Below are 22,455 nucleotides of genomic sequence, written 5' to 3'. Positions count from 1 at the left end.
ACTCTGATATAATAATAAGAGTGTTAACGAGATAAAAATCTCAGAACTTGGTCCGTTGGTCAAGGGGTTAAGACACCGCCTTTTCACGGCGGTAACACGGGTTCGAATCCCGTACGGACTATTTTTGCTACTTAGCAGTTTTATCCGCCATAGCTCAGTTGGTAGTAGCGCATGACTGTTAATCATGATGTCGTAGGTTCGAGTCCTACTGGCGGAGTGATAAGACACCTCAAGTTGTATAGCTTGAGTTTTTTTGTACCCAAAGATAAATAGGTCTGGAACAATTGTTCCAGACCTATTTAATTTAAGATGATCAGCGTTTTTGAATAACGGTTATTTTTCTGATGAAATAAGCGTAGCAACAAAATATGATACTTGCCAATAGACTAATCAATAAACCTGTCTTAAGACCATAGGGAATGAAGGTTAGAACAACTTCACCTTTCCCACTAGGGACATCAACTTTCATGAACCCCTTTTGGGCTCGTTGAATCTTAACTTTTTTATGGTTTATGGTCGCTGTCCACCCCTTATCGTATGGAATGGTGAAGAATAGTGAGGCATTCGTTTTACTACTATAATCAACGAACACTTTATTATTTGACGTCGTAACCTTGCTATCACGTTCATTAATAGTATCCATAGCTATCTGATAGTTTTGAGTATCAAGGGCATAAAAACTAGGATTATCAAAGGATATTGCTTTATTGCCAGGAAAACTAAGTTTGATGGTAACCATTGATTCTGTTTCAAAGTAGCCAAGATTGAAGAAATCAAAGGTATTATCAGTAACTTGATTCCTTGTCACACCATTTACAGTAATTGACAGAGAGTGGTTATTGTCATCGGACCAAGAAATATTAGGAATACTAACATAGAGTTGACTATGTGGTGGAGCGATGACTCGATAGGTGATTGTTACAAAATCTTTATTCGAGTTGCTAACGTTTTTAGCCACATGCTGATTCAAAGACTTAGCATCTTGATCAAAAAGTTGAGATGGAGCTCGTTTAAAATAGGTTAAGTTAAGTCCAGATAGAGCATTTAGCAAGCTAGTTTGATTGTCAAGCGTATTGACAGTGAAGTCAATATTCTTGTAAATGCCATCAGTTAAGATAGCAAGCTGGCTTGCATTATTATTTTGATAAAGCCCCATTGTTTTTTCAGAAGTTACGTGATTAAAACCATACTTATTAAGGTCAAAGTTCGATAAATTATATTTTATTCCGAAGAGACTATCAGCGATAATGGTGTTATTTTGGTAACGTAGGTTTAAATTAGTCCCTTCAGATTTGAAGCCTAACCTATCGAGTGTTGAGCTTGAAGCAGTATTTCGAATGGATGAGAACTGAGAGATACCATTATAGTTGAATTTCATACTGTCGTTACCAGTTTGAGCCTCTAACCTTTCAGTACGGTAAAAAGTCTTATTTGCTTGCTTAGTATCTGAAACTAGTTTTGTAATGGCTGACATATTTCGTAGGTAGCCTTCACGAGTTGGAAATACCCACTCATTTCCCAGAGCTCCAACAACATAGTAAGTACTTAATGCAAGCTCAAAAATGCAGAATAAGAAGGTGAAACAGCGAAAAACACTCCCAGGAATTTGCTGTCTAAAATAGCTAATAAATAGAATGGCATAGGCTAGAAGAAATGCTAGGCTTAATAGCCAGGAGACTGATTCAATGAAGCTATAGTGAGATTGGAAAATCCAAGTTAGTAAGTAAGCGGTACTCAATCCTAAGAAAGATAGGAGGAGTCTTTTAAAAGAAAAGTTTTTAATTCGGTTGAGTGTTTCTCCTGCCAAAAGAACAATTAGGAGAGATAGGAGCCAAGAATAGCGATGGAGAAACATGTTGGGTGCATGCATTCCTTGCCAAAACAAATCAAGAGGCTGTAAGTAGAAGCTAGCGATAAAGAAAGCTACTAATAAGAGATAACCTAGACGTAATGATAGCTTGACTTCCCTACTAATAAAGAAAAGTAGAAAAAGAATCAAAGGTAAGATTCCCACATAAATCATAGGGATTGACCCAAATTTAGTAGTATCGTAAACTCCAACGAGATTTTTCGCAAAGAAGTCAAAATAATAGGTGGACTCTGTCAACAAACTTGACGCACCTGTAAACTTTTCACCATGTGTGGTCAAGTCAAGTAGTGTAGGCAGTAACATGACAGCACTACTTAAACCAGCAAGTATAGAAACAATTCCAAAGTCTATGAAATGAAGAATCTTAATCTTCCATCCCTTGATAGTTATCAATTGTACTATGGTGTAAAGGGTTAGGAAAATAGCCATCATATAACCAAAATAGTAATTTTGGATAAAAAGACAGGTTAGGCTAAAAAAGTATAAGCCCCGTTTATTGAATCTTAGTAAGAGGTGTAAACCTAATATGATTAGAGGTGCTAGAATAAAGGCATCTAGCCAGGTATTAATTTCTAACTGACTGGTAGCGAAGCTCATCAAAGAAAATCCTGTAGAAAGACATAGGATGAAACTTCTTGACACTTTTGTAAAGAGCCGCTTAAAACTAAAAGCTCCTGATAACCCAATAAGGCCGAATTTAAGGAGTGTTATATAATAAAAAGCATCGGCCATTTGGTTGACAGTAAAGAAATAGTAAAGTGGAGACAAGAAGGAACCTAGGTAATAGCTTGTTAGAGCATAGAAATTAAGCCCTAGACCACTTGTGAAGGTGTAAAAGAGGCTCCCATCTCCATGAAGTATATTCCTAAGTTCAGTCGCAAATATCACATATTGATGAAAACCATCACTTGTTAAAATAGTTCTTTCACTACCTGGATAGATTTTTTGGCTGAAAAGGACACCTATCATGATTATTACAGGTATGAAAAAAGCAGCCAGATAAAATAATGAGGTCGTTTGGTATTTTTTATTTGTCATAATGATACTAAGACAGGTTGGGATATCCCAACCTGTGTCTTTTTATAGTTAATCAGCCCATAGAGCTTTGACTTTAGCTTGAACTTCTTCATTTTCAAGGAATTCGTCATAAGTTTCATCAATACGGTCAATAACCCCATTTTTTGAAACGACAACGATGTGGTTCGCTATTGTTTGTATAAACTCGTGGTCATGACTGGCAAAGATAACAGACTCTTTGAAGTCACGGACACCATCATTTAGACTTGAAATTGATTCCAAATCCAAGTGATTAGTAGGATCATCTAGAAGAAGGACGTTAGATTTCAAAAGCATGAGTTTTGAAAGCATGACACGTACTTTTTCTCCCCCTGAGAGGACACTAACTGATTTATTAACCTCATCTCCTGAGAAGAGCATACGTCCAAGAAATCCACGCAAGAAGGTATCATCATCTTCACCTTTTTCTGCGAATTGACGAAGCCATTCAAGGATAGATTCACCAGAGGCAAATTCCTTAGAATTATCTTTTGGAAGGTAAGAACGGCTAGTAGTAACACCCCATTTGATTGTACCTTCGTAGTCAATATCACCGGCAAGAGCACGAATCAATGCAGTTGTTTGAATATCGTTTTGACCGATGATGGCAGTTTTATCTCCTGGTCGTAAGATGAAACTAATGTTGTCAAGAATAGTCTCACCATCCATCTTAACAGTGAGATTTTCAACTGTTAAAAGGTCATTACCGATTTCACGCTCTGCTTTGAAATTGATGAATGGATATTTACGACTTGATGGGACGATTTCTTCTAGCTCAATTTTATCGAGCATTTTCTTACGAGAAGTCGCTTGTTTAGATTTTGAAGCGTTGGCAGAGAAACGTGCAACGAACTCTTGAAGTTCTTTGATTTTTTCTTCTGCTTTGGCATTACGGTCAGCCTGCAAGCGAGCAGCTAATTCTGAAGATTGTTTCCAGAAGTCATAGTTACCAACATAGAGTTTGATTTTACCAAAGTCAAGGTCGGCCATATGCGTACATACCTTGTTCAAGAAGTGACGGTCATGGGATACGACAATAACAGTATTTTCAAAATCAATCAAGAAATCTTCAAGCCAAGAGATTGACTGAATATCAAGACCGTTGGTAGGTTCGTCAAGAAGAAGTACATCAGGTTTACCAAAGAGTGCTTTTGCAAGGAGCACTTTCACCTTGTCACCATTAGCCAATTCACTCATATTTTGATAGTGAAGGTCTTCTGGGATATTTAGATTCTGAAGCAATTGTGAGGCTTCGCTTTCAGCTTCCCAACCACCTAATTCAGCAAAGAGTCCTTCTAGTTCAGCAGCACGGACACCATCTTCATCTGAAAAATCTTCTTTCATGTAGATGGCATCTTTTTCTTTCATGATATCGTAGAGGCGCTCATTACCCATGATAACAACATCGATAACGCGTTCTTCTTCATAGTCAAAGTGGTTCTGACGAAGGACAGAAAGACGTTCATCAGGACCAAGAGAGATGTGTCCTGTTGTTGGTTCGATATCACCAGCTAAAATTTTCAAAAAAGTAGATTTACCAGCACCATTAGCACCGATAAGACCATAAGTATTACCTGGCGTGAAGGCAATGTTAACATCATCAAAAAGTTTACGATCGCTAAAACGAAGCGATACATCTGATACAGTAAGCATATAATATCCTTTATTTTTATTCTTAACTACTATTTTACGAGAAATTAGACTTTATTTCAATTGATTTTACAAGGGATTAATAAAGTCATTTGGAACTCTTTGGTAATCTTTTTGGAGGCTAAATCCACGTCCCATAACTGTAGAAGCAGGAACAATGACGATAAAGGCAGTTTCATCTATTTTTTGGATTTCTTCTTGGACTTTTGGAACCTCATGAGTTGACAAGGTGGTCATAATCATATTTTGTGCATGTCCGGTATGTCCACCAAGAACTGGGATTTTTGTTGCTCCTCGATCAGCCACTCTAGTGATGTAGTTTAGGATTTGTTCACTATTTTGCGAAATGATTAGAAGATTTCGTGATGAATTGAGTCCGACCATCATTTTATCAATTGTAAGAGAAACAACTCCAAGTGAGAGAATGGAATACATAACAGTATCAGGAGGAAAGGCAATAGCACTGATTGCGACAATGATCCCATCGACAATAAGTAGTACCATTCCTAGTGGGAGTGGCGTATATTTGTTGAGAATTTGTGTGATAATTCCAGTTCCTCCAGTTGAGGAATTTCCATAGAAGACTATTCCTAGTCCTAGCCCTAATACAATCCCACCAAAAATAGCAGCCAACAAAGGTTGTTTGGTGAGTGTAGGTAAGCCCTCAGTTAATTTAATAAAAGTTGGGAAGACAAGAGACCCATAGAAGGTTTTTAGGAGAACTTCGCGGCCAAGAAAGAACCAACATAAAATTAACAAAGGGATGGTTGTTGCTAAGACGAAGTTAGCATTATTCCAACCAAAAAGGGCGTTTAAACTAATGGCTAGCCCTCCGACACCACCTGAAGCAATATTATTCTTAACTAAAAGTGAGTTATAGCCAACCGCAGCAATAAAAGAACCGAGTGTAACTAAAAGTATGTCTATTATTCGACGTTTCATATAATATCTCCTAGAAATGATATTCTTATTATCAAGTCTTTTTAAGTTTCCGTCAAGTAATGACTATTTTGGTTGTATCTGAGGTTGTGTTTCACGTGAAACTAGAAACATAATCTTGACAAAAATAGATAAAACAATGTAGAATAATAGTCATCAGAAGAGTAATTCTATCCTTTTTTATAGAGAGCTGGTGGTTGCTGAAAACCAGTATGAAGGTGGAATGAATGGGCTGAAGAGAATTGACAATTAACGTGAACACATAAACGTTAGGTTTGGCACCCCTTATCGTGCAACTTCTTTGTTGAGAAGGTTTGAGATGATAGCTGCAGAATGAGTTATCAACTGAGGTGGTACCGCGTATCAAAAGTGATTAACGCCCTCACGCATGTTTTTGCGTGGGGATTTTTTTGTATTAGAGAGGTAATTATATGACGAAACCTATTATTTTGACGGGAGACCGTCCAACAGGGAAACTTCATCTAGGACACTATGTTGGTAGTTTAAAAAATCGTGTCCTTTTACAAAACGAAGATAAATATAACATGTTTGTCTTCTTGGCTGATCAGCAAGCTCTTACGGATCACGCAAAAGAGTCAGAGATCATCAAAGAATCAATTGGGAATGTTGCTTTAGATTATCTCTCTGTAGGTTTGGATCCAGCGAAGTCAACTATTTTCATTCAAAGTCAGATTCCTGAGTTGGCTGAGTTGACTATGTATTACATGAACCTAGTTTCATTGGCACGTTTAGAGCGTAACCCAACGGTTAAGACGGAAATTGCTCAAAAAGGTTTCGGAGAATCGATTCCAACAGGATTTCTAGTTTATCCAATTTCTCAGGCAGCTGATATCACGGCCTTTAAAGCAAATTATGTTCCTGTAGGTAATGACCAAAAGCCAATGATTGAGCAGACACGTGAAATTGCACGTAGCTTCAATCATACTTATAATTGTGATATTTTGGTTGAGCCAGAGGGAATCTACCCTGAAAATGAAGCTGCAGGACGCCTTCCAGGTCTAGATGGTAATGCTAAGATGTCTAAATCCTTGGGTAATGGTATCTTCCTTTCAGATGATGAGGACACTGTTCGTAAAAAAGTCATGAGCATGTATACGGATCCAAATCATATTCGTGTGGAAGATCCAGGCCAAATTGAAGGTAACATGGTTTTCCATTATCTTGATATCTTTGGTCGCGAAGAGGATGCTACTACAATTGCTGAAATGAAAGAACATTATCAACGAGGCGGTTTAGGAGATGTGAAGACGAAACGTTATCTTCTAGAAATCTTAGAACGTGAGTTAGCTCCAATTCGTGAACGCCGTTTAGAATATGCCAAGGATATGGGAGAAGTTTTCCGTATGCTTGAAAAAGGTAGTCAAGCAGCGCGTGAAGTTGCTGGACAAACATTGGCAGAAGTAAAAGAAGCAATGGGAATTAATTATTTTTAAGAAATAAAAAGTAGGGACTCAAGATAATCTGGAGCCCTATTTTTATTTGGAAAAAGGTTTTCTTAGAATCTTATGCGAAATCTGTTGACAAATCATTTTAGCATGATATGATATTATCAATTAAAAAATAGACTGGGGTTTCTGTACCTCAAAACTTTGAGAAAAGAGGACGATTATAATGTCAAATTGGGACACTAAATTCTTGAAAAAAGGTTACACTTTTGATGACGTATTGCTTATTCCTGCGGAAAGTCATGTTCTACCAAACAACGTCAACTTGAAGACGAAATTGGCTAAAAATTTGACATTAAATATCCCAATTATCACTGCAGCCATGGATACGGTCACAGATAGTAAGATGGCTATCTCAATTGCTCGTGCAGGTGGTTTGGGTGTCATTCACAAAAATATGTCTATTGCGGAACAAGCTGAAGAAGTTCGAAAAGTAAAGCGCTCTGAAAATGGTGTCATCATTGATCCATTCTTCTTAACGCCTGAAAATAAAGTTGCTGAAGCTGAAGAGTTGATGCAACGTTACCGTATTTCAGGGGTTCCAATTGTTGAGACACTTGAAAATCGTAAATTGGTTGGTATTATCACAAACCGTGATATGCGTTTTATCTCTAATTACGATACTCCAATTTCAGAACACATGACTTCTGAAAAATTGGTCACTGCTCCAGTTGGAACAGATCTTGAAACAGCTGAAAGTATTCTCCATGAGCATCGTATTGAAAAGCTACCTCTAGTTGATGAAGAAGGTCGTTTGTCAGGACTCATTACTATTAAGGATATCGAAAAAGTTATCGAGTTTCCTAATGCAGCTAAGGATGAGTTCGGTCGTCTTTTGGTAGCAGGTGCTGTAGGGGTTACTTCTGATACCTTTGAACGTGCAGAAGCTCTCTTTGAAGCAGGCGCAGATGCTATTGTCATTGATACTGCACATGGTCATTCAGCAGGTGTTCTTCGTAAAATTGCTGAAATTCGTGCCCACTTCCCAGATCGTACTTTGATTGCAGGAAATATTGCAACAGCTGAAGGTGCGCGTGCACTTTATGAAGCAGGTGTCGATGTCGTTAAAGTAGGTATCGGACCAGGTTCTATTTGTACAACACGTGTGGTTGCGGGTGTAGGTGTTCCTCAAGTCACTGCTATTTACGATGCTGCAAGTGTTGCGCGTGAATACGGAAAAACAATCATTGCTGATGGTGGTATCAAATACTCAGGTGATATTGTAAAAGCTCTTGCAGCAGGTGGTAATGCTGTAATGCTTGGTTCTATGTTTGCTGGTACTGATGAAGCACCAGGTGAAACTGAGATTTTCCAAGGTCGTAAATATAAATCATACCGTGGTATGGGATCAATTGCAGCGATGAAGAAGGGATCAAGCGATCGTTACTTCCAAGGTGCAGTTAATGAAGCGAATAAACTTGTTCCAGAAGGAATTGAAGGCCGTGTAGCTTATAAAGGTTCTGCTGCTGATATTGTATTCCAATTGATTGGCGGTATCCGTGCAGGTATGGGTTATACAGGTGCAGAAGACATCCAGGCTTTACATGATAAAGCTCAGTTTGTTGAAATGTCAGGTGCAGGACTTATTGAAAGTCACCCTCATGATGTTCAAATTACCAACGAGGCGCCTAACTACTCAGCTCATTAATAAACATAAAAGTACTTATCTCAGATAAGTACTTTTTGTTTACAGAGATATTTACAATAAGTTTACAACGTATTTACGTGAGTATAGTTGTTAATAAAGGATTTAGGTTGAAAGAATTTACAACTTGTTAGGTGATACTTGTCACATCTGTCAATTACCCAAAAATAGAAAAACAAGTCATTTAATCGACTTGTTTTTCATAAATATTACCATTCTTAACTAAGAAGGTCTTTAAATCAGGTGGTAGGTTACTCAGATGATCAAGTGAAGTTGTCGTCATGAAGGTTTGAACCTCTTCGTCAATACTTTCTAACAGTTTAAGTTGACGGTGGTTGTCAAGCTCACTCATGACATCATCGAGGAGAAGAATAGGAAATTCACCTGTTACTTTTTTTATCAGAGCAATCTCAGCCATTTTTAAAGAAAGAATGAGGCTACGTTGCTGCCCCTGACTACCGAAAGATGCGTTCATGTCATTGATGTAAAATGTCAAATCATCCCTATGTGGACCAACACCAGTGTTCTTTTTGAAGATATCTCTTTTGTGATTTTGCTTTAACGTGGTTAAAAATGATTCGCGAATAACTTTGTTATTTTCCAGTGGGATATTAGATTCGTAGGAGATTTTAAGACGCTCTATCTGATTTGAGAGGTTACTATGATGTCTATCTGCCTCCTCCTCTAATTGCTTGATAAATTCTAGTCTATGTTCGATAACTCGTGTTCCAAAATCGGAAAGCTGTTCATCTAATACTGAGAGGAAATTAATGTCTACATTGTCAGTAGATTTGAGATAGGCATTACGTTGTTTGAGTACATGATTATAACTTGATAGGTCTGAGAGATAAACAGGCTTAATCTGTCCTAAATCAATATCTATAAATTTACGCCTTAGGCTTGGAGATCCTTTTATAAGTTGTAAATCCTCAGGAGCAAAGAGCACCACCGTCATGTGACCGATATAATCGGATAATTTAGCTTGTTTGAGATGGTTGACCTTTGTTATGCGTCCTTTATTAGATAAACTGATTTCCAGAGGTAGCTTCCCACTATGACGATGCACAATGCCGTTCAGTTTGAGAGTATTTTGTTGAAATTGAATCAGTTCTTTATCTGAACGGGTCCGATGACTACGTGTCAATGCTAGAAAATAGATGGCCTCAAGAATATTTGTTTTTCCTTGGGCATTGCGACCAAGAAAAATATTGAGATGAGGTGAGAAGCTCACAGAGGCTTCAGTATAATTTCTAAAGTGTTGAATATCAATTTTTTCGAGCCACATAGTTAGGTTCCTGGGAAACGAACGGGTTTTCGTTTAGTTTTATTGCTTTCTTTTGACGGATGTGCTTTTTGTTTCTTTTTATTATCCTGATTCATTTTTTTAACAATGGCAGCAACACGTGCTTTTTCAGCGACTTCTTTTTGATGTTCTTCAATTTCATTTGTCGTAGGAGCTACAATCGTTATTTCAAGTTCCTCAGACGGAATGGTAATAACATCTCCATAACGAAGTTTTTTTCCACGACGTTTTTCATCCTCACCGTTGAATAAAACGGTATTATTAGCCAAGAAACCTTTTATAGCTCCGCCACTATGAATGATACTTAATTCTTTTAAAAGTGCCTGCAGTGTGATGTATTCATCAAATAATTTATATTCCATAGTACCTCAACTTTCTCTTGAGATAAGATAGCATAAAAATGGTATAATTGGAAGCATAAACTTTTTAGAGGTTATCAATGAAAATTGCTGATGGTGTCTATGTACACTTCATTCCAACACAAAAATATAAAACTAATCGTATTGTTTTTCGAATGACAGGTTCTTTGAATAAACAAACAATTGCTAAACGAGCCCTAGTTTCACAAATGTTGGCTACAGCCAATCAGACGTATCCAACAGTACAGTCTTTTAAAGAGAGACTAGCTTCTCTTTATGGAACACAGTTGTCAACTAGAGTGTCAACTAAAGGATTGACACATAGCGTTGACATCGAGTTGACATATCTGAAAGATGCTTTGATCCCTACGAATGAAGGATTATTTTGGGAAGTGCTAGGATTTTTGAAAGAGTGTCTTTACAAGCCACTGTCAAGAGTAGCTCAATACCAAAATAAAGTATTTGACATAGAAAAACAAAATTTAATGACCTACCTGGATGTTGACACAGAGAATAATTACTATTACAGTGAAGTTAAGGGAAGAGAGCTTTATTTTGTGAACGAGGGCTTGAAAGTTCCCAAATATGGTCAAGTAGAACTTGTTGAAGCAGAAACCTCGTTTACAGCTTATCAAGAATTTCAAAGCATGTTGACAAGAGATCGTATTGATATCTTTATGGTTGGAGAATTTGATGATTATCAAGTACTCCAAGCGTTACATCGTTTTCCTTTGGAGGGACGTCAAGTTGATTTACAGTTTAGCTATAGTCAACCTTATGTCAACGTTGTGAAAGAAAAGATAGAACCGAGACAGAGTAGTCAATCTATTTTACAGCTAGGGTACCAATTTCCGTATCAATATGGAGATAAAGATTACTTTGCTTTAATTGTATTCAATGCCATGTTTGGTGAATCTGCCCATTCAGCTTTATTTACAACACTTAGAGAAAAGGAAGGGTTAGCTTATTCAATTAGTAGCCAATTTGATATCTTTACAGGTTTACTGGAAGTTTACGCTGGAATTGAAAAATCTAATAGAAATCAGGCTATGCGAGGAATTAGTAGAGAGTTGAATTACATTAAATTAGGACGTTTTTCAAGTTCTCTCCTGAATCAAACCAAAAAAATCATACGAATGAATGCCCTACTCTCTGAAGATCATGCCTTAACATTAGTGGAACAACGTTTTAATGAGGTGATTTTTGGTGATAAAAGTCTTTCATTGGAGAATTGGATAGATGAGATTGAGAAGATTACTAAAAAAGATGTTTGCCGTGTAGCGCGTCAAGTTAAGCTACAGAGTTTGTTCTTTTTAGAAGGAGTGTCTTAGAATGGCTGCTTTGAAGAAACGTTATTATCAAAAAATTGATGAAGAAGTTTATTCAGCAATTTTAGATAGTGGTATGTCTTTATCAATCATTAAGAAAAAAGGATTTGTAGAAAAAGCCGCCTTTTTGTCAACAAATTTTGGGGCGCTAGATAATCACTTCTATATTGATGGTGAGTTACAATCTTACCCTGCAGGTATTGCTCATTTTCTTGAACACAAGCTATTTGAGGATGAGCAGGGAAGGGATGTGACATTGGATTTTGTCAAGCTTGGAGCTGATGTCAATGCTTTTACAACATTGGAGAAGACAACATATTATTTTTCTACCCTTGACCACTTTGAGGAGTCTTTAGAGCTTTTATTAAAGTTTACATCGAGATTTACAAGTTCTGAAGATGCTGTCAATCATGAAAAAAGAATTATTGAACAAGAAATAAATATGTATCAGGATGATCCTGACTACAGAGCTTATCTAGGTTGTTTGCAAAGTTTGTATCCTAATACTATATTAGGTCAAGACATTGCTGGAAGTGTTGATAGCATTGAAGAAATTACTGTAAAGGACTTAAAAGATAATTTTGATTGCTTTTACAGGTCAGCAAACTGTCATCTCGTCTTAGTGGGCGATTTTGATGTTGAAAACATTTACACTTTTGTCAATGAAAAACAAAGTAAGTTTACACCACCTGAGAGAATAGTCGAGAAAGAAAAGCATCTCATTGAGTCAGATATCCAAAAATTAGATAGTCTTCAAATGGAGATATTCATCTCAAAACTAGCCATTGGTTTTAAGAGTGTTCCTTTTACTGATAATCGTATGAGAGGAAACATACTGGTACAGTTATTGTTCAATTTACTGTTTGGCTGGACGTCTCCTTATTATCAAAATTGGTATGCTGAAGGAAAAATAGACGAGTCTGTGTCAATTGAATACGAGGTATCTAATCGATATTCATTTGTCATTATGACTATGGACACTGCAGAACCGATCCGTATGTCAAGTTTAATTCGTCAGGTGATGACATCGGCAGATAAAAAACGATTGTTGACGGAAGAAGCATTGGATTTACAAAAAAAAGCTTTGTATGGTGAATTTTTACGTAGTCTAGACAATGTCCAGAATTTAGGTAGCCAATATTTAGCGTATTTTGAGAATGATAAAACATACTTTGATTTTGGTCAGGAACTGATGAGCATTACTTCCAAGGAGTTGAAGGATTTTTTGAATCACTATCTCTCAAATATGGAGATTACCGATTTTGTTGTCTTCCCTAAATAAGTGATTATTTGCTATAATAGAGACACGAAAACAAAGAAGAATATTAGAAAGGGGAAAAATGAAGTTACACTCTCTAGGTGAGCAATTACGTGCAGCGCGTATAAAAAAGGAATTAAGTTTGTATGATGTAGAAAAAATTTCTGGAGTAGAAGCCCAGTTTCTTCTGGCTATGGAAATGGATCAACTTAAAGCTTTGCCAGAGGACATTCAGCAAGAGGCGCTTGAAAAGTATGCCACTTCGGTTGGTTTAGATGGACAACGTCTGTTTGAGGAGCAGAGACAGAATGAGCAAAAACTAAAAAAAGAGAAGAAACCAGTTGAACGTAAGGAAGATACCTTAGCTACTAAAGCTCCCATGTCACGCTTTTTAAAGCATAAACGTGAAGAAAAAAGAAAGTCTAACTATCTACCTTTACTAATGCTTAGTGCGGTTTCGTTACTTATCATCTGCTCAGTAGGTTATATTATTATTAGACATCTTTCTAATCAACCTCAGGTGATAAAACCAAATACTATCTCTACAGTTAATCATCTGTCAACGGCTAGTAAGGCTAAATCGTCACGAAGCATTTCTGAGGTTACCGTTTCGGGGGCAAATGTTACAACGACAACTCAAGGCAATCAACTAATGGTTGATTTCTCCAATGTAAATTCTTCAGTAGTTTTAGATGTGGAGTTATCAAAAGATAGTGATGACACATGGTTTTCAGTAGATAACTCAGATACTTCAGAGAGTTACCTCCTTTCAAAAACGAAAAATTCAAAATACTCTTTAGATTTTTCTGATAAAACTAAACCAACTCAAATTATTATTGCTCAATCTTCAAAAGTAACTCTAAAGGTAAATGGGGAGTCACTTGATTTATCTCAATTAGATAAAAATACACCTAGCTACCTCACATTAAGAATCCAATAGAATCGAGAAGAAATGTTTAAAAAAGAAAATTTACCTAATTTATTGACACTTGCTAGAATTGTTTTGATTCCTATCTTTTTACTGATGACATCACTTGCGTCAAGTAATGTCATGCATATTGCTGCGGCGGTTGTCTTCGCTATTGCCAGTATTACAGATTATTTAGATGGCTATTTGGCACGAAAATGGCATGTTGTTACTAATTTCGGGAAATTTGCAGATCCATTGGCAGATAAGATGCTAGTGATGTCAGCATTTATTATGTTAGTCGGTATTAATCAAGCGCCAGCCTGGGTGGTTTCAGTTATTATCTGTCGTGAGCTTGCAGTCACAGGTCTTCGTCTTTTATTAGTGGAGAACGGTGGTACAGTTCTCGCTGCAGCTATGCCTGGTAAGATTAAGACAGTGACCCAGATGTTATCTATCATTCTATTATTGTGTCATCTGCATTTTGTAGGAACAATTATGCTTTATATTGCTTTGTTCTTTACAATTTACTCAGGCTATGATTATTTCAAAGGTGCAGGTTTCTTATTTAAGGATACTTTCAAATAGTACGATAAATCAATGATTGAAATAAAAAATTTAAAGTTTAAATATCATCAAGATCAACCATCCTATATTCTTGATGATGTATCGTTTCACGTGAAACGTGGGGAATGGTTATCCATTGTAGGGCATAATGGTTCTGGAAAATCCACGACAGCACGTCTTATTGACGGACTATTAGTGGCAGAGTCTGGGCAGATTATTGTTGATGGTCAAGAATTAACAGAAGACAATGTCTGGGATATCCGTGATAAGATTGGCATGGTCTTTCAAAATCCAGACAATCAATTTGTTGGGGCAACTGTTGAAGATGATGTTGCTTTCGGTCTTGAAAATAAAGGTGTTCCCTATGAAGAAATGGCTTCAAGAGTTCAAGAGGCTCTGGAATTTGTGGGAATGTCAGAATTTAAGGATAGAGAGCCAGCTAGATTATCTGGAGGCCAAAAACAACGTGTGGCTATCGCAGGTATTGTAGCTATGAGACCATCTATTTTGATTTTGGATGAGGCAACTAGCATGCTTGACCCGGAAGGTCGCCAGGAATTGATTCAATCTATTAAAGCTATTCGTAAAGAATACGGAATGACTGTTTTATCAATTACTCATGATCTCGATGAGGTCGCTTTGAGTGACCGTGTTTTGGTTTTGAAAAAAGGTAAAGTGGAGTCTGTTTCAAGTCCTCGTGAACTATTTAGTAGAGGCTCAGAGTTAGTTGACTTAGGTTTAGATATCCCTTTTAGTGCATTATTAACTCAAAAGCTAAGAAATAAAGGTCTGATAGATTGTGAAGACTATCTGACAGAAAAGGAATTGGTAGAACAACTATGGGAATCTCTCTCAAAAATGTAAGTTATATCTATCAAGCGGGTACTCCTTTTGAGGGGCGTGCCCTTTTTGATATGACGACGACGATAAAAGATGGTTCATATACGGCCTTTATTGGACATACAGGAAGTGGTAAATCTACTATTATGCAGCTCTTGAATGGCCTTTATTTCCCCACTAGTGGTCAGGTTCAAGTTGATGATACGATCATAACCAGTCAATCAAAGAATAAGGACATAAAACCAGTTCGTAAGAAGGTAGGTTTAGTTTTTCAATTTCCAGAAAGTCAGTTATTTGCAGAAACTGTTTTAGAAGATGTTGCCTTTGGACCTCAAAATTTCGGAGTTTCTAAGGAAGAAGCAGAACAACGTGCTATTGAAAGTCTAAAATTAGTTGGACTCCCGGAAGAGTTTCATGGACAGAATCCTTTTGATTTATCAGGGGGACAAATGCGACGTGTTGCCATCGCAGGGATTCTAGCTATGCAACCAGATATTCTAGTGCTGGATGAACCAACTGCCGGTCTAGATCCACAGGGCCGGAAGGAATTGATGTCTCTCTTTAAGGAGTTACATCTTTCTGGAATGACGATTGTTTTAGTAACTCACTTGATGGATGATGTTGCCGATTATGCGACAGCTGTGAATGTTATGGAAAAAGGGCAACTAGTGTTGTCAGGAGCTCCTAAAGATGTTTTTCAAAAGGTTACTTTTCTTAAGGAAAAGCAGTTAGGTGTTCCTAAAATCACAGAGTTTGCGCTACAGCTACAAGAAAAAGGTTATCAATTTGAAAGTCTCCCTATTACAATCGAGGAATTCGTAGAGGTGGTGTCGCATGGATAAGTTAATTATTGGACGTTATATTGTTGGGGACTCTTTTATACACCGATTAGATCCTAGAAGTAAATTATTAGCCATGTTGATTTATATTGTTATTATCTTTTGGGCTAATAATCCTTTAACTTATGCTGTAATAACTTTATTTACACTTTTCTTGGTTTTCTTGTCTAAAATAAAACTTGGTTTCTTTTTAGGTGGAATCAAACCAATGATTTGGATTATTTTATTTTCTACCCTATTTCAAGTTTTCTTCAATACAAAAGGGAGTGTGCTTTGGTCTATCGGCTTTTTAAAGATTACGGAAGTCGGTTTAAATCAAGGTTGGATGATATTCCTTAGATTTATCCTCATTATTAGTTTTTCCACCCTACTTACTCTAACGACAACACCTTTAAGTTTATCTGATGCAGTTGAATCACTTTTAAAACCTCTTACTGTTTTCAGAGTGCCAGCACATGAAATTGGTTTAATGCTATCTTTGAGTCTACGTTTTGTACCAACTTTGATGGATGATACGACTCGTATTATGAATGCTCAAAAGGCGCGTGGTGTTGACTTTGGTGAAGGAAATATTATTCAAAAGGTACGGTCAATAATACCTATTTTAATTCCTTTGTTTGCATCAAGCTTTAAACGAGCAGATGCTCTGGCGATTGCTATGGAAGCACGAGGCTATCAAGGTGGTGAAGGACGAACAAAATATCGTCGACTTTCATGGAATGGTCGAGATACCTTATCAATTATTGCTATTTTAGCTTTAGGATTAATGCTTTTTTATCTTAAGAGTTAACTCGTTGAGATAAATAAAAACTAGGTCTTAAGACCTAGAAGTTATAGATGGACGCCCACGTAGGCGTTCTTTTTTCGTCTAATCCCAACCTACTTGTAATATTTTTAATATCCCTAACAAGGGGATGTTATATTTCCAAGGTATCATAGATACATGGTTATAGTTCTTCAGCTTAATCTGGATTGAAAAATCCTTATATAGAATAAGCAAGTTGATTTACCCATTAGTCATAAACAATAAAATAACTTAAAATCTTTGACTAATATGGATTGGACTATAAATAGATAAAGGAGCATCATCATGCAAAAAAAGAATACATCTAACACTAAAAAATTAGGTCTTTTTGGACTTGTTACAGTAGCAACACTTGGGGCAACAGCTTTAGCTAATGCAGAAACTTACACAGTTCAAAAAGGCGATACACTTTCAGCTATTGCTAAGAAAAATGGTACGACCGTAGATGAAATCGTTTCAAAAAACGGTATTCAAGACGCTAATAAGATTTCTATTGGTCAAAACTTAACAATTAATGAAACAACTGAAGAGACTACAGAACCTTCAGCTACAACGGCTACAACAGCTACAACAGAAGCAGCTGCTGAATCAACACAATCAACAGAGTCTACACAAAGTGAAGATACTCAAGCAACCAATACAAATCTTTCTTCTTCAGAGGCAGCTGCCAAAGAAGAAATCGCACAACGTGAGTCAAGCGGTAGCTATACAGCTCAAAATGGGCAATATTATGGACGTTACCAATTAGCATCATCATATTTGAACGGAGACTTGTCTCCTGAAAATCAAGAAAAGGTAGCAGATAATTATGTAGCAAGCCGTTATGGTTCATGGACAGCAGCTCTTGCTTTCTGGAATGCTAATGGTTGGTACTAAATCATTATTACTGCCTTATGAGGAAAACTTGTAAAACCTCATACAAATAAGGGGAAAATGCCAGATTCTTGGCATTTTTTTATTAAAATAATAAATCATTGTAACATTAGACATAATACAAATAATCGGCAGTAATATTACTAAGTTATGATGAATGTAACTAGAATTAACTAGGAGGGATTTATGTTAAAAAAAAGTTATAAGGGACGCCGTATCAAATTAGCAGCGAAGAAATCATTGGCGGTACCAGTAGCAATTGTAACAAGTTTTATTGTCATTTTGGCAGTATCACTTTCTACACTAATTAATAAAGGGTTGGTTAATGCATTTTCAGATTCTGTTACCCCAGCACCTTCAACAGCATCAACAACGTCAGAATCGACAGCAGATTTAGTTAAATCAACAGAAATTAGCTCAAGTAAAGAGAATAAAGCTAATAAAGAAAAGGTTGAAGAAAGTAAGCCTCAGTCAGAAACAACAGGAGAATCGGTAGAAGCAGCTGAAAAGTCTCAGTCAGATACTGCTACTACAAGCGCTGCTTCAACAAATACTGATACTACGTCGACTCAAAATACTGGAACAGCACCTTCGGTTGCTGCAACTGGTAGCGGGTCAGTTGTTCTCTCAAATGGGAACACTGCAGGAGAAGTTGGTTCTTATGCGGCGGCACAGATGGCAGCAGCTACTGGTGTTCCTCAGTCAACTTGGGAGTCAATTATTGCGCGTGAGTCAAATGGTGATCATACTGCAGCAAATGGTTCAGGTGCATCAGGTCTTTTTCAAACAATGCCTGGATGGGGCTCTACTGCAACAGTTGAGGATCAAATTCAATCAGCCTTGAATGCCTATAACGCACAAGGTTTGTCAGCTTGGAATTACTAATATTAAATATTAATAGAAGTTGGGAGCCTACTCTCAGCTTTTTAATTTGGATGTAGGAAATCTGTTTTATAGAGCTTTTGTTATTACTAGGTAGGGCATGGCATTTTTGTTATAATAGGAATGAAAGGTATAGCAATGAAACAAATTTTTAAATTAAGAGAAAAGTTGTGGGTTTCTCTTATTATTATAGCTTTTGCTGTGTTATTGGTTACACCACAACTATTTACAAGAAAAGTCATTTTAGGTTCAGATTCCATCTTTCACTATAACAGGTTCTATGAAGCTGCTATGCAACTAAAAAATGGTAACCTTTCTTACTTTTTATCTTTATATGGATTCCAACAGTCAGGCCGCATTGTCAATGCTCTTTACGGTCCTTTTTTTGCCTATTTACAAGGAGGGCTTATTTTAATAAGTGGCACTTGGTTTCGTTATCAGATTGTGTCAAGGGTATTACTACATATACTAGCAGAGTCCTCAATGTATGCCTTGCTCAAGCAGTGTAAAGTTAAGACAAATATTGCCTTGTCACTAGGTTTACTCTATGCGACAACATTCTCTATCCAATACTGGACGATGCGACAGGGTTTCTCTAGTTGGGGAGCAGCATTACTACCTTTTTGTTTTATTCCGGCAATTCACTATGTCTTTTATCAAAAAGTAGAACCAATTAGACTTGCCTTATCTATGGCATTGATTTTTCAGGTTCACGTACTCAGTGCTTTGATATTAGTGATGATGTATCTTCCTTTTTATCTTTACACTTTTGTAAAGTCTCCTATAGCTAAGAAAAAGGAAACCTTCGTACAAGTCCTTATAGCAGTCATTCTGTTTCTCTTACTGACTGTCAATGTCTGGTTAGTACTCCTATATTTGAGAGGGACTAATCATCTCTTAGATCCATTTATAAATAGAGAAATTGGTAAGAATGGGATAGATGGGACAGCAAGATACTGGCTATATACCCCAATTTCATTAATGGTGTTACTCATTTTACAGTTTCTTTACGCTGTTTTGAATTGGAAGAAATTTGCTAGATGGAAAAAAATACTGCACTTTATTTATTTTGTCTTCTTCTTCTTGTCGACAGGCCTTTTTCCGTGGCAGTATCTAGTAGAAAATGGAAATACATTTGCTGAACTGATTCAATTTCCATTTAGATTCTTTGTTCCTGCCACTATTTTACTTTTAGCAATTACGGGGTTAACGGTCACGCGATTTGTAAACTGGCGAAAAAGTATTGCTGTTTTACTCTTTGCCTTTGCGGGTGTTGGTCTTATTCAGAACATGATGGATACTACCGATCGTGTAAAAACTGCGGCACAAGATGGTGAACTTATTTCCATTGTTAAACATACTTACGTTGAAGGAGATTATCAGACGATAAGTCTTACCATGAATGACAGTGACTTGTCACAGTTTTTAAACTTAGTTGTCAAACCCACACCAGATTACGTACCGATTTATGGGACAATAGGTAAGCAGAACACTTACGATCTTTATTACGAAAATATCGTTACGAATCAGAAGGCAGAAAAGCTACTCGAAGATGGTTATCTTGTATTAACTTGGCAGGCTGCTGATGGGGAGGAACTGAATCTACCGATAGTTGTCTATAAAGATTCTATCTTGACACTAAATGGTAAAGAACTAGACAAGGATGACTATGACTTGTCAACGATTGGTACACCGACCGTTTCCTCACAAGAAGGACAAAATAAACTTTTATTAAGTTATAAGGAGCCAGGATGGCTATTTGTAGCGTTATTGATTCCAATAATAGTCTTGGTAGTAATAGGTTTACAGTGGCTTTACACAAAAATAAGTATCAAAAAGGTTGCCTAGTGGTAACCTTTTTGCATTATTCTTTAATCATGATATAATTAAGCTTGCGTGCTTTTACGCTTCAAAATCGACCTTCAAATCGATATTTGAATAACTAGACCCTTCAAGTCTATGTTAATTTTTATTTGATGGGAGGAGTTATCTATGACTGATAATTCAAAAACACGTGTTGTTGTCGGTATGAGTGGTGGCGTTGATTCATCAGTAACAGCCTTACTTTTAAAAGAGCAAGGTTATGATGTAATCGGTGTTTTCATGAAAAACTGGGATGACACAGATGAATTTGGTGTGTGTACAGCAACCGAAGATTATAAAGATGTAGCAGCAGTAGCTGATCAGATTGGTATCCCCTATTACTCTGTCAACTTTGAAAAAGAGTACTGGGATCGTGTATTTGAGTATTTCTTAGCAGAGTACCGTGCAGGCCGTACCCCTAATCCAGACGTTATGTGTAATAAGGAAATCAAGTTTAAGGCTTTCTTAGATTATGCGATGACATTGGGAGCGGATTATGTGGCTACAGGACATTACGCTCAAGTTGTTCGCGATGAAGACGGCATTGTCCATATGTTGCGTGGTGCAGATAACAATAAAGATCAAACCTACTTCCTTAGTCAACTTTCGCAAGAGCAGTTGCAGAAAACGATGTTTCCTTTAGGACATCTACAAAAGCCAGAAGTTCGTGAGATTGCTGAACGTGCAGGTCTTGCAACAGCCAAGAAAAAAGATTCAACAGGCATTTGTTTTATTGGTGAAAAAAACTTTAAAGAGTTTCTTAGTCAATACTTACCAGCTCAAAAAGGTCGTATGATGACTGTAGATGGTCGTGATATGGGTGAACACAACGGACTCATGTATTATACCATTGGTCAACGTGGTGGTATGGGTATTGGTGGCCAAAAAGGCGGAGATAATGCTCCTTGGTTTGTAGTAGGGAAAGATCTTTCTAAAAATATTCTTTACGTAGGTCAAGGTTTCCACCATGAGTCATTGATGTCAACTTCACTTGACGCTTCAATGATTCACTTTACTCGAGATATGTCAGAAGAATTTGAAATGGAATGCACAGCAAAATTCCGTTATCGTCAACCTGATAGTAAAGTTACTGTAAAGGTTAAGGGTGATAAAGCAGAGGTTATTTTTGCTGAACCTCAGCGTGCTATTACACCTGGTCAAGCCGTTGTTTTCTATGATGGTCAGGAATGTTTGGGCGGCGGTATTATTGACCAAGCGTATAAAGACGGAAAAGTTTGTCAGTATATCTAACTGGAGTTAAGGAGTTAAGTAAAAACGATGAGTTCTCAATTTTTTTATGCATTTATGGCATTTTTCGCTATAATGAACCCAATTTCAAATCTTCCTGCTTACATGGCTTTAGTAGCAGATGATAGTCAAAAAATTTCACGAAAAATTGCTTTTAGGAGTCTTTTGATTGCCTTTGTTATTATAACTGTTTTTATCTTTTCAGGAGATTTCATTTTTAAAGTATTTGGAATTACAATTGTTTCTTTCAGAATTGCTGGCGGAATATTAGTGGCTGTTATCGGTTATCATATGATTAATGGTAATCATTCACCTAGCTATAAAGGAATGGAGCAGCAAGCAGTAAATTCAGACCCAATGTCTATTGCTATTTCTCCTCTTGCAATGCCACTTTTTGCAGGACCAGGTACAATTACAACTGCTTTAAGTCTGGCTAATGGAGGTTTGCAGAATCAACTGATAACCGTAGTTGCTTTTGCTCTACTATGTGTCATCACTTATCTCCTGTTAAGAAGTGCAAAGCAAATTGCAGGCTTCTTGGGAGAAAATTTGATGAAAATTATAACGAAAATGATGGGACTTTTACTATTCTCCATAGGTATACAGATGATTATCGTCAGTGTTCAGACCTTGATTAAATAGTGATTTTCATTGACAAAACGATTTGATTTGATAAAATAACTTTAACAATAGTCATGATGGTCAAAGCTCATGAGAATTGTGCGTTTTTGCGTACAGTTTTCTGGAGTTTTGGCTA

General features: G+C 36.9%; 19 protein-coding genes, 2 tRNA genes and 1 other annotated feature. Of the genes, 16 read left to right on the top strand and 5 right to left on the bottom strand.

The window, feature by feature from the left end; all coding sequences use genetic code 11:
• The first annotated feature begins 49 nt into the window (after positions 1–49).
• A tRNA-Glu gene (locus tag HMPREF1519_RS03370) sits at positions 50–121 on the top strand.
• A gap of 22 nt (positions 122–143) precedes the next feature.
• Positions 144–217 (top strand) — tRNA-Asn (locus HMPREF1519_RS03365).
• A 96-nt stretch (positions 218–313) separates the two neighbouring features.
• On the opposite strand, the gene HMPREF1519_RS03360 is transcribed toward HMPREF1519_RS03365, so the two are convergent.
• From HMPREF1519_RS03360 to HMPREF1519_RS03350, 3 genes are all read right to left on the bottom strand, one after another.
• Complete coding sequence (locus tag HMPREF1519_RS03360; protein WP_037611165.1) at positions 314–2,908, bottom strand: YfhO family protein; 2,595 nt, start codon at positions 2,906–2,908, stop codon at positions 314–316.
• Between the two features lie 48 nt (positions 2,909–2,956).
• Positions 2,957–4,579: an ABC-F family ATP-binding cassette domain-containing protein gene (locus tag HMPREF1519_RS03355; RefSeq protein WP_022496143.1), complete on the bottom strand. Its 1,623-nt coding sequence runs from the start codon at positions 4,577–4,579 to the stop codon at positions 2,957–2,959.
• Between the two features lie 66 nt (positions 4,580–4,645).
• Entirely contained in the window at positions 4,646–5,518 is an 873-nt protein-coding gene (locus HMPREF1519_RS03350) for a YitT family protein (protein WP_002883963.1), read from the bottom strand.
• A 144-nt stretch (positions 5,519–5,662) separates the two neighbouring features.
• Positions 5,663–5,902, top strand: a binding site (T-box leader).
• Positions 5,903–5,946: 44 nt separating this feature from the next.
• Between HMPREF1519_RS03350 and trpS the strand changes: the two genes are divergently transcribed.
• Together trpS and guaB are read left to right on the top strand one after the other, a co-directional pair.
• The gene (gene trpS / locus HMPREF1519_RS03345) at positions 5,947–6,969 is read left to right on the top strand and encodes a tryptophan--tRNA ligase (RefSeq protein WP_002883969.1); all 1,023 of its coding nucleotides are present in this window, start codon (positions 5,947–5,949) and stop codon (positions 6,967–6,969) included.
• Between the two features lie 178 nt (positions 6,970–7,147).
• On the top strand, positions 7,148–8,629 hold the full coding sequence (gene guaB / locus HMPREF1519_RS03340) for an IMP dehydrogenase (RefSeq protein WP_013991341.1): 1,482 nt from the start codon (positions 7,148–7,150) through the stop codon (positions 8,627–8,629).
• A 181-nt stretch (positions 8,630–8,810) separates the two neighbouring features.
• Here guaB and recF read toward each other — a convergent pair whose 3' ends face one another.
• The gene (gene recF, locus HMPREF1519_RS03335; RefSeq protein ID WP_022496144.1) at positions 8,811–9,911 is read right to left on the bottom strand and encodes a DNA replication/repair protein RecF; all 1,101 of its coding nucleotides are present in this window, start codon (positions 9,909–9,911) and stop codon (positions 8,811–8,813) included.
• A gap of 2 nt (positions 9,912–9,913) precedes the next feature.
• Positions 9,914–10,291, bottom strand: a complete 378-nt coding sequence (gene yaaA, locus HMPREF1519_RS03330; protein WP_014635201.1) for a S4 domain-containing protein YaaA — start codon at positions 10,289–10,291, stop codon at positions 9,914–9,916.
• Positions 10,292–10,368: 77 nt separating this feature from the next.
• On the opposite strand from yaaA, the gene yfmF reads away from it, so the two are divergent.
• From yfmF to HMPREF1519_RS03270, 12 genes are all read left to right on the top strand, one after another.
• Positions 10,369–11,619 carry an EF-P 5-aminopentanol modification-associated protein YfmF gene (yfmF, locus tag HMPREF1519_RS03325; protein ID WP_022496145.1) on the top strand — a complete coding sequence of 417 codons (1,251 nt, stop codon included), beginning with the start codon at positions 10,369–10,371 and terminating at the stop codon, positions 11,617–11,619.
• 1 nt (position 11,620) lies between these two features.
• A complete protein-coding gene (yfmH, locus tag HMPREF1519_RS03320; protein WP_022496146.1) occupies positions 11,621–12,898 on the top strand; it encodes an EF-P 5-aminopentanol modification-associated protein YfmH in 1,278 nt (425 codons plus the stop codon).
• Between the two features lie 58 nt (positions 12,899–12,956).
• On the top strand, positions 12,957–13,814 hold the full coding sequence (locus HMPREF1519_RS03315) for a helix-turn-helix domain-containing protein (protein WP_022496147.1): 858 nt from the start codon (positions 12,957–12,959) through the stop codon (positions 13,812–13,814).
• A 12-nt stretch (positions 13,815–13,826) separates the two neighbouring features.
• On the top strand, positions 13,827–14,369 hold the full coding sequence (pgsA, locus tag HMPREF1519_RS03310) for a CDP-diacylglycerol--glycerol-3-phosphate 3-phosphatidyltransferase (protein ID WP_002885640.1): 543 nt from the start codon (positions 13,827–13,829) through the stop codon (positions 14,367–14,369).
• A gap of 12 nt (positions 14,370–14,381) precedes the next feature.
• Positions 14,382–15,212, top strand: a complete 831-nt coding sequence (locus HMPREF1519_RS03305) for an energy-coupling factor ABC transporter ATP-binding protein (protein ID WP_002885731.1) — start codon at positions 14,382–14,384, stop codon at positions 15,210–15,212.
• On the top strand, positions 15,188–16,030 hold the full coding sequence (locus HMPREF1519_RS03300) for an energy-coupling factor transporter ATPase (RefSeq protein ID WP_022496148.1): 843 nt from the start codon (positions 15,188–15,190) through the stop codon (positions 16,028–16,030). Before HMPREF1519_RS03305 ends, HMPREF1519_RS03300 begins: the two co-directional genes overlap by 25 nt.
• On the top strand, positions 16,023–16,817 hold the full coding sequence (locus HMPREF1519_RS03295) for an energy-coupling factor transporter transmembrane component T family protein (protein WP_022496149.1): 795 nt from the start codon (positions 16,023–16,025) through the stop codon (positions 16,815–16,817). The genes HMPREF1519_RS03300 and HMPREF1519_RS03295 overlap by 8 nt, the downstream gene beginning before the upstream one ends.
• A 300-nt stretch (positions 16,818–17,117) precedes the next feature.
• Entirely contained in the window at positions 17,118–17,708 is a 591-nt protein-coding gene (locus tag HMPREF1519_RS03290) for a M23 family metallopeptidase (protein ID WP_037611164.1), read from the top strand.
• 183 nt (positions 17,709–17,891) lie between these two features.
• Entirely contained in the window at positions 17,892–18,590 is a 699-nt protein-coding gene (locus HMPREF1519_RS03285) for a transglycosylase SLT domain-containing protein (RefSeq protein ID WP_022496150.1), read from the top strand.
• 135 nt (positions 18,591–18,725) lie between these two features.
• A complete protein-coding gene (locus HMPREF1519_RS03280; protein WP_022496151.1) occupies positions 18,726–20,435 on the top strand; it encodes a hypothetical protein in 1,710 nt (569 codons plus the stop codon).
• A gap of 144 nt (positions 20,436–20,579) precedes the next feature.
• Positions 20,580–21,701 carry a tRNA 2-thiouridine(34) synthase MnmA gene (gene mnmA / locus HMPREF1519_RS03275; protein WP_037611163.1) on the top strand — a complete coding sequence of 374 codons (1,122 nt, stop codon included), beginning with the start codon at positions 20,580–20,582 and terminating at the stop codon, positions 21,699–21,701.
• A 27-nt stretch (positions 21,702–21,728) separates the two neighbouring features.
• Positions 21,729–22,340, top strand: a complete 612-nt coding sequence (locus HMPREF1519_RS03270; RefSeq protein WP_021144748.1) for a MarC family protein — start codon at positions 21,729–21,731, stop codon at positions 22,338–22,340.
• The last annotated feature ends 115 nt before the right edge of the window (positions 22,341–22,455 follow it).

This window comes from Streptococcus sp. SR4 (assembly GCF_000517725.1).
Classification (GTDB): Bacteria; Bacillota; Bacilli; order Lactobacillales; family Streptococcaceae; genus Streptococcus; species Streptococcus salivarius_F.
This window is presented reverse-complemented; position numbering and strand designations above follow the sequence as displayed.

Coding starts and splice junctions, on each gene's coding strand:
- HMPREF1519_RS03315 (WP_022496147.1), top strand. CDS start 12,957: ATGAAGTTACACTCTCTAGGTGAGCAATTACGTGCAGCGCGTATAAAA.
- HMPREF1519_RS03350 (WP_002883963.1), bottom strand. CDS start 5,518: ATGAAACGTCGAATAATAGACATACTTTTAGTTACACTCGGTTCTTTT.
- guaB (WP_013991341.1), top strand. CDS start 7,148: ATGTCAAATTGGGACACTAAATTCTTGAAAAAAGGTTACACTTTTGAT.
- mnmA (WP_037611163.1), top strand. CDS start 20,580: ATGACTGATAATTCAAAAACACGTGTTGTTGTCGGTATGAGTGGTGGC.
- HMPREF1519_RS03270 (WP_021144748.1), top strand. CDS start 21,729: ATGAGTTCTCAATTTTTTTATGCATTTATGGCATTTTTCGCTATAATG.
- HMPREF1519_RS03280 (WP_022496151.1), top strand. CDS start 18,726: ATGAAACAAATTTTTAAATTAAGAGAAAAGTTGTGGGTTTCTCTTATT.
- HMPREF1519_RS03295 (WP_022496149.1), top strand. CDS start 16,023: ATGGATAAGTTAATTATTGGACGTTATATTGTTGGGGACTCTTTTATA.
- pgsA (WP_002885640.1), top strand. CDS start 13,827: ATGTTTAAAAAAGAAAATTTACCTAATTTATTGACACTTGCTAGAATT.
- yaaA (WP_014635201.1), bottom strand. CDS start 10,291: ATGGAATATAAATTATTTGATGAATACATCACACTGCAGGCACTTTTA.
- yfmH (WP_022496146.1), top strand. CDS start 11,621: ATGGCTGCTTTGAAGAAACGTTATTATCAAAAAATTGATGAAGAAGTT.
- HMPREF1519_RS03285 (WP_022496150.1), top strand. CDS start 17,892: ATGTTAAAAAAAAGTTATAAGGGACGCCGTATCAAATTAGCAGCGAAG.
- HMPREF1519_RS03305 (WP_002885731.1), top strand. CDS start 14,382: ATGATTGAAATAAAAAATTTAAAGTTTAAATATCATCAAGATCAACCA.
- HMPREF1519_RS03290 (WP_037611164.1), top strand. CDS start 17,118: ATGCAAAAAAAGAATACATCTAACACTAAAAAATTAGGTCTTTTTGGA.
- HMPREF1519_RS03355 (WP_022496143.1), bottom strand. CDS start 4,579: ATGCTTACTGTATCAGATGTATCGCTTCGTTTTAGCGATCGTAAACTT.
- HMPREF1519_RS03300 (WP_022496148.1), top strand. CDS start 15,188: ATGGGAATCTCTCTCAAAAATGTAAGTTATATCTATCAAGCGGGTACT.
- yfmF (WP_022496145.1), top strand. CDS start 10,369: ATGAAAATTGCTGATGGTGTCTATGTACACTTCATTCCAACACAAAAA.
- recF (WP_022496144.1), bottom strand. CDS start 9,911: ATGTGGCTCGAAAAAATTGATATTCAACACTTTAGAAATTATACTGAA.
- trpS (WP_002883969.1), top strand. CDS start 5,947: ATGACGAAACCTATTATTTTGACGGGAGACCGTCCAACAGGGAAACTT.
- HMPREF1519_RS03360 (WP_037611165.1), bottom strand. CDS start 2,908: ATGACAAATAAAAAATACCAAACGACCTCATTATTTTATCTGGCTGCT.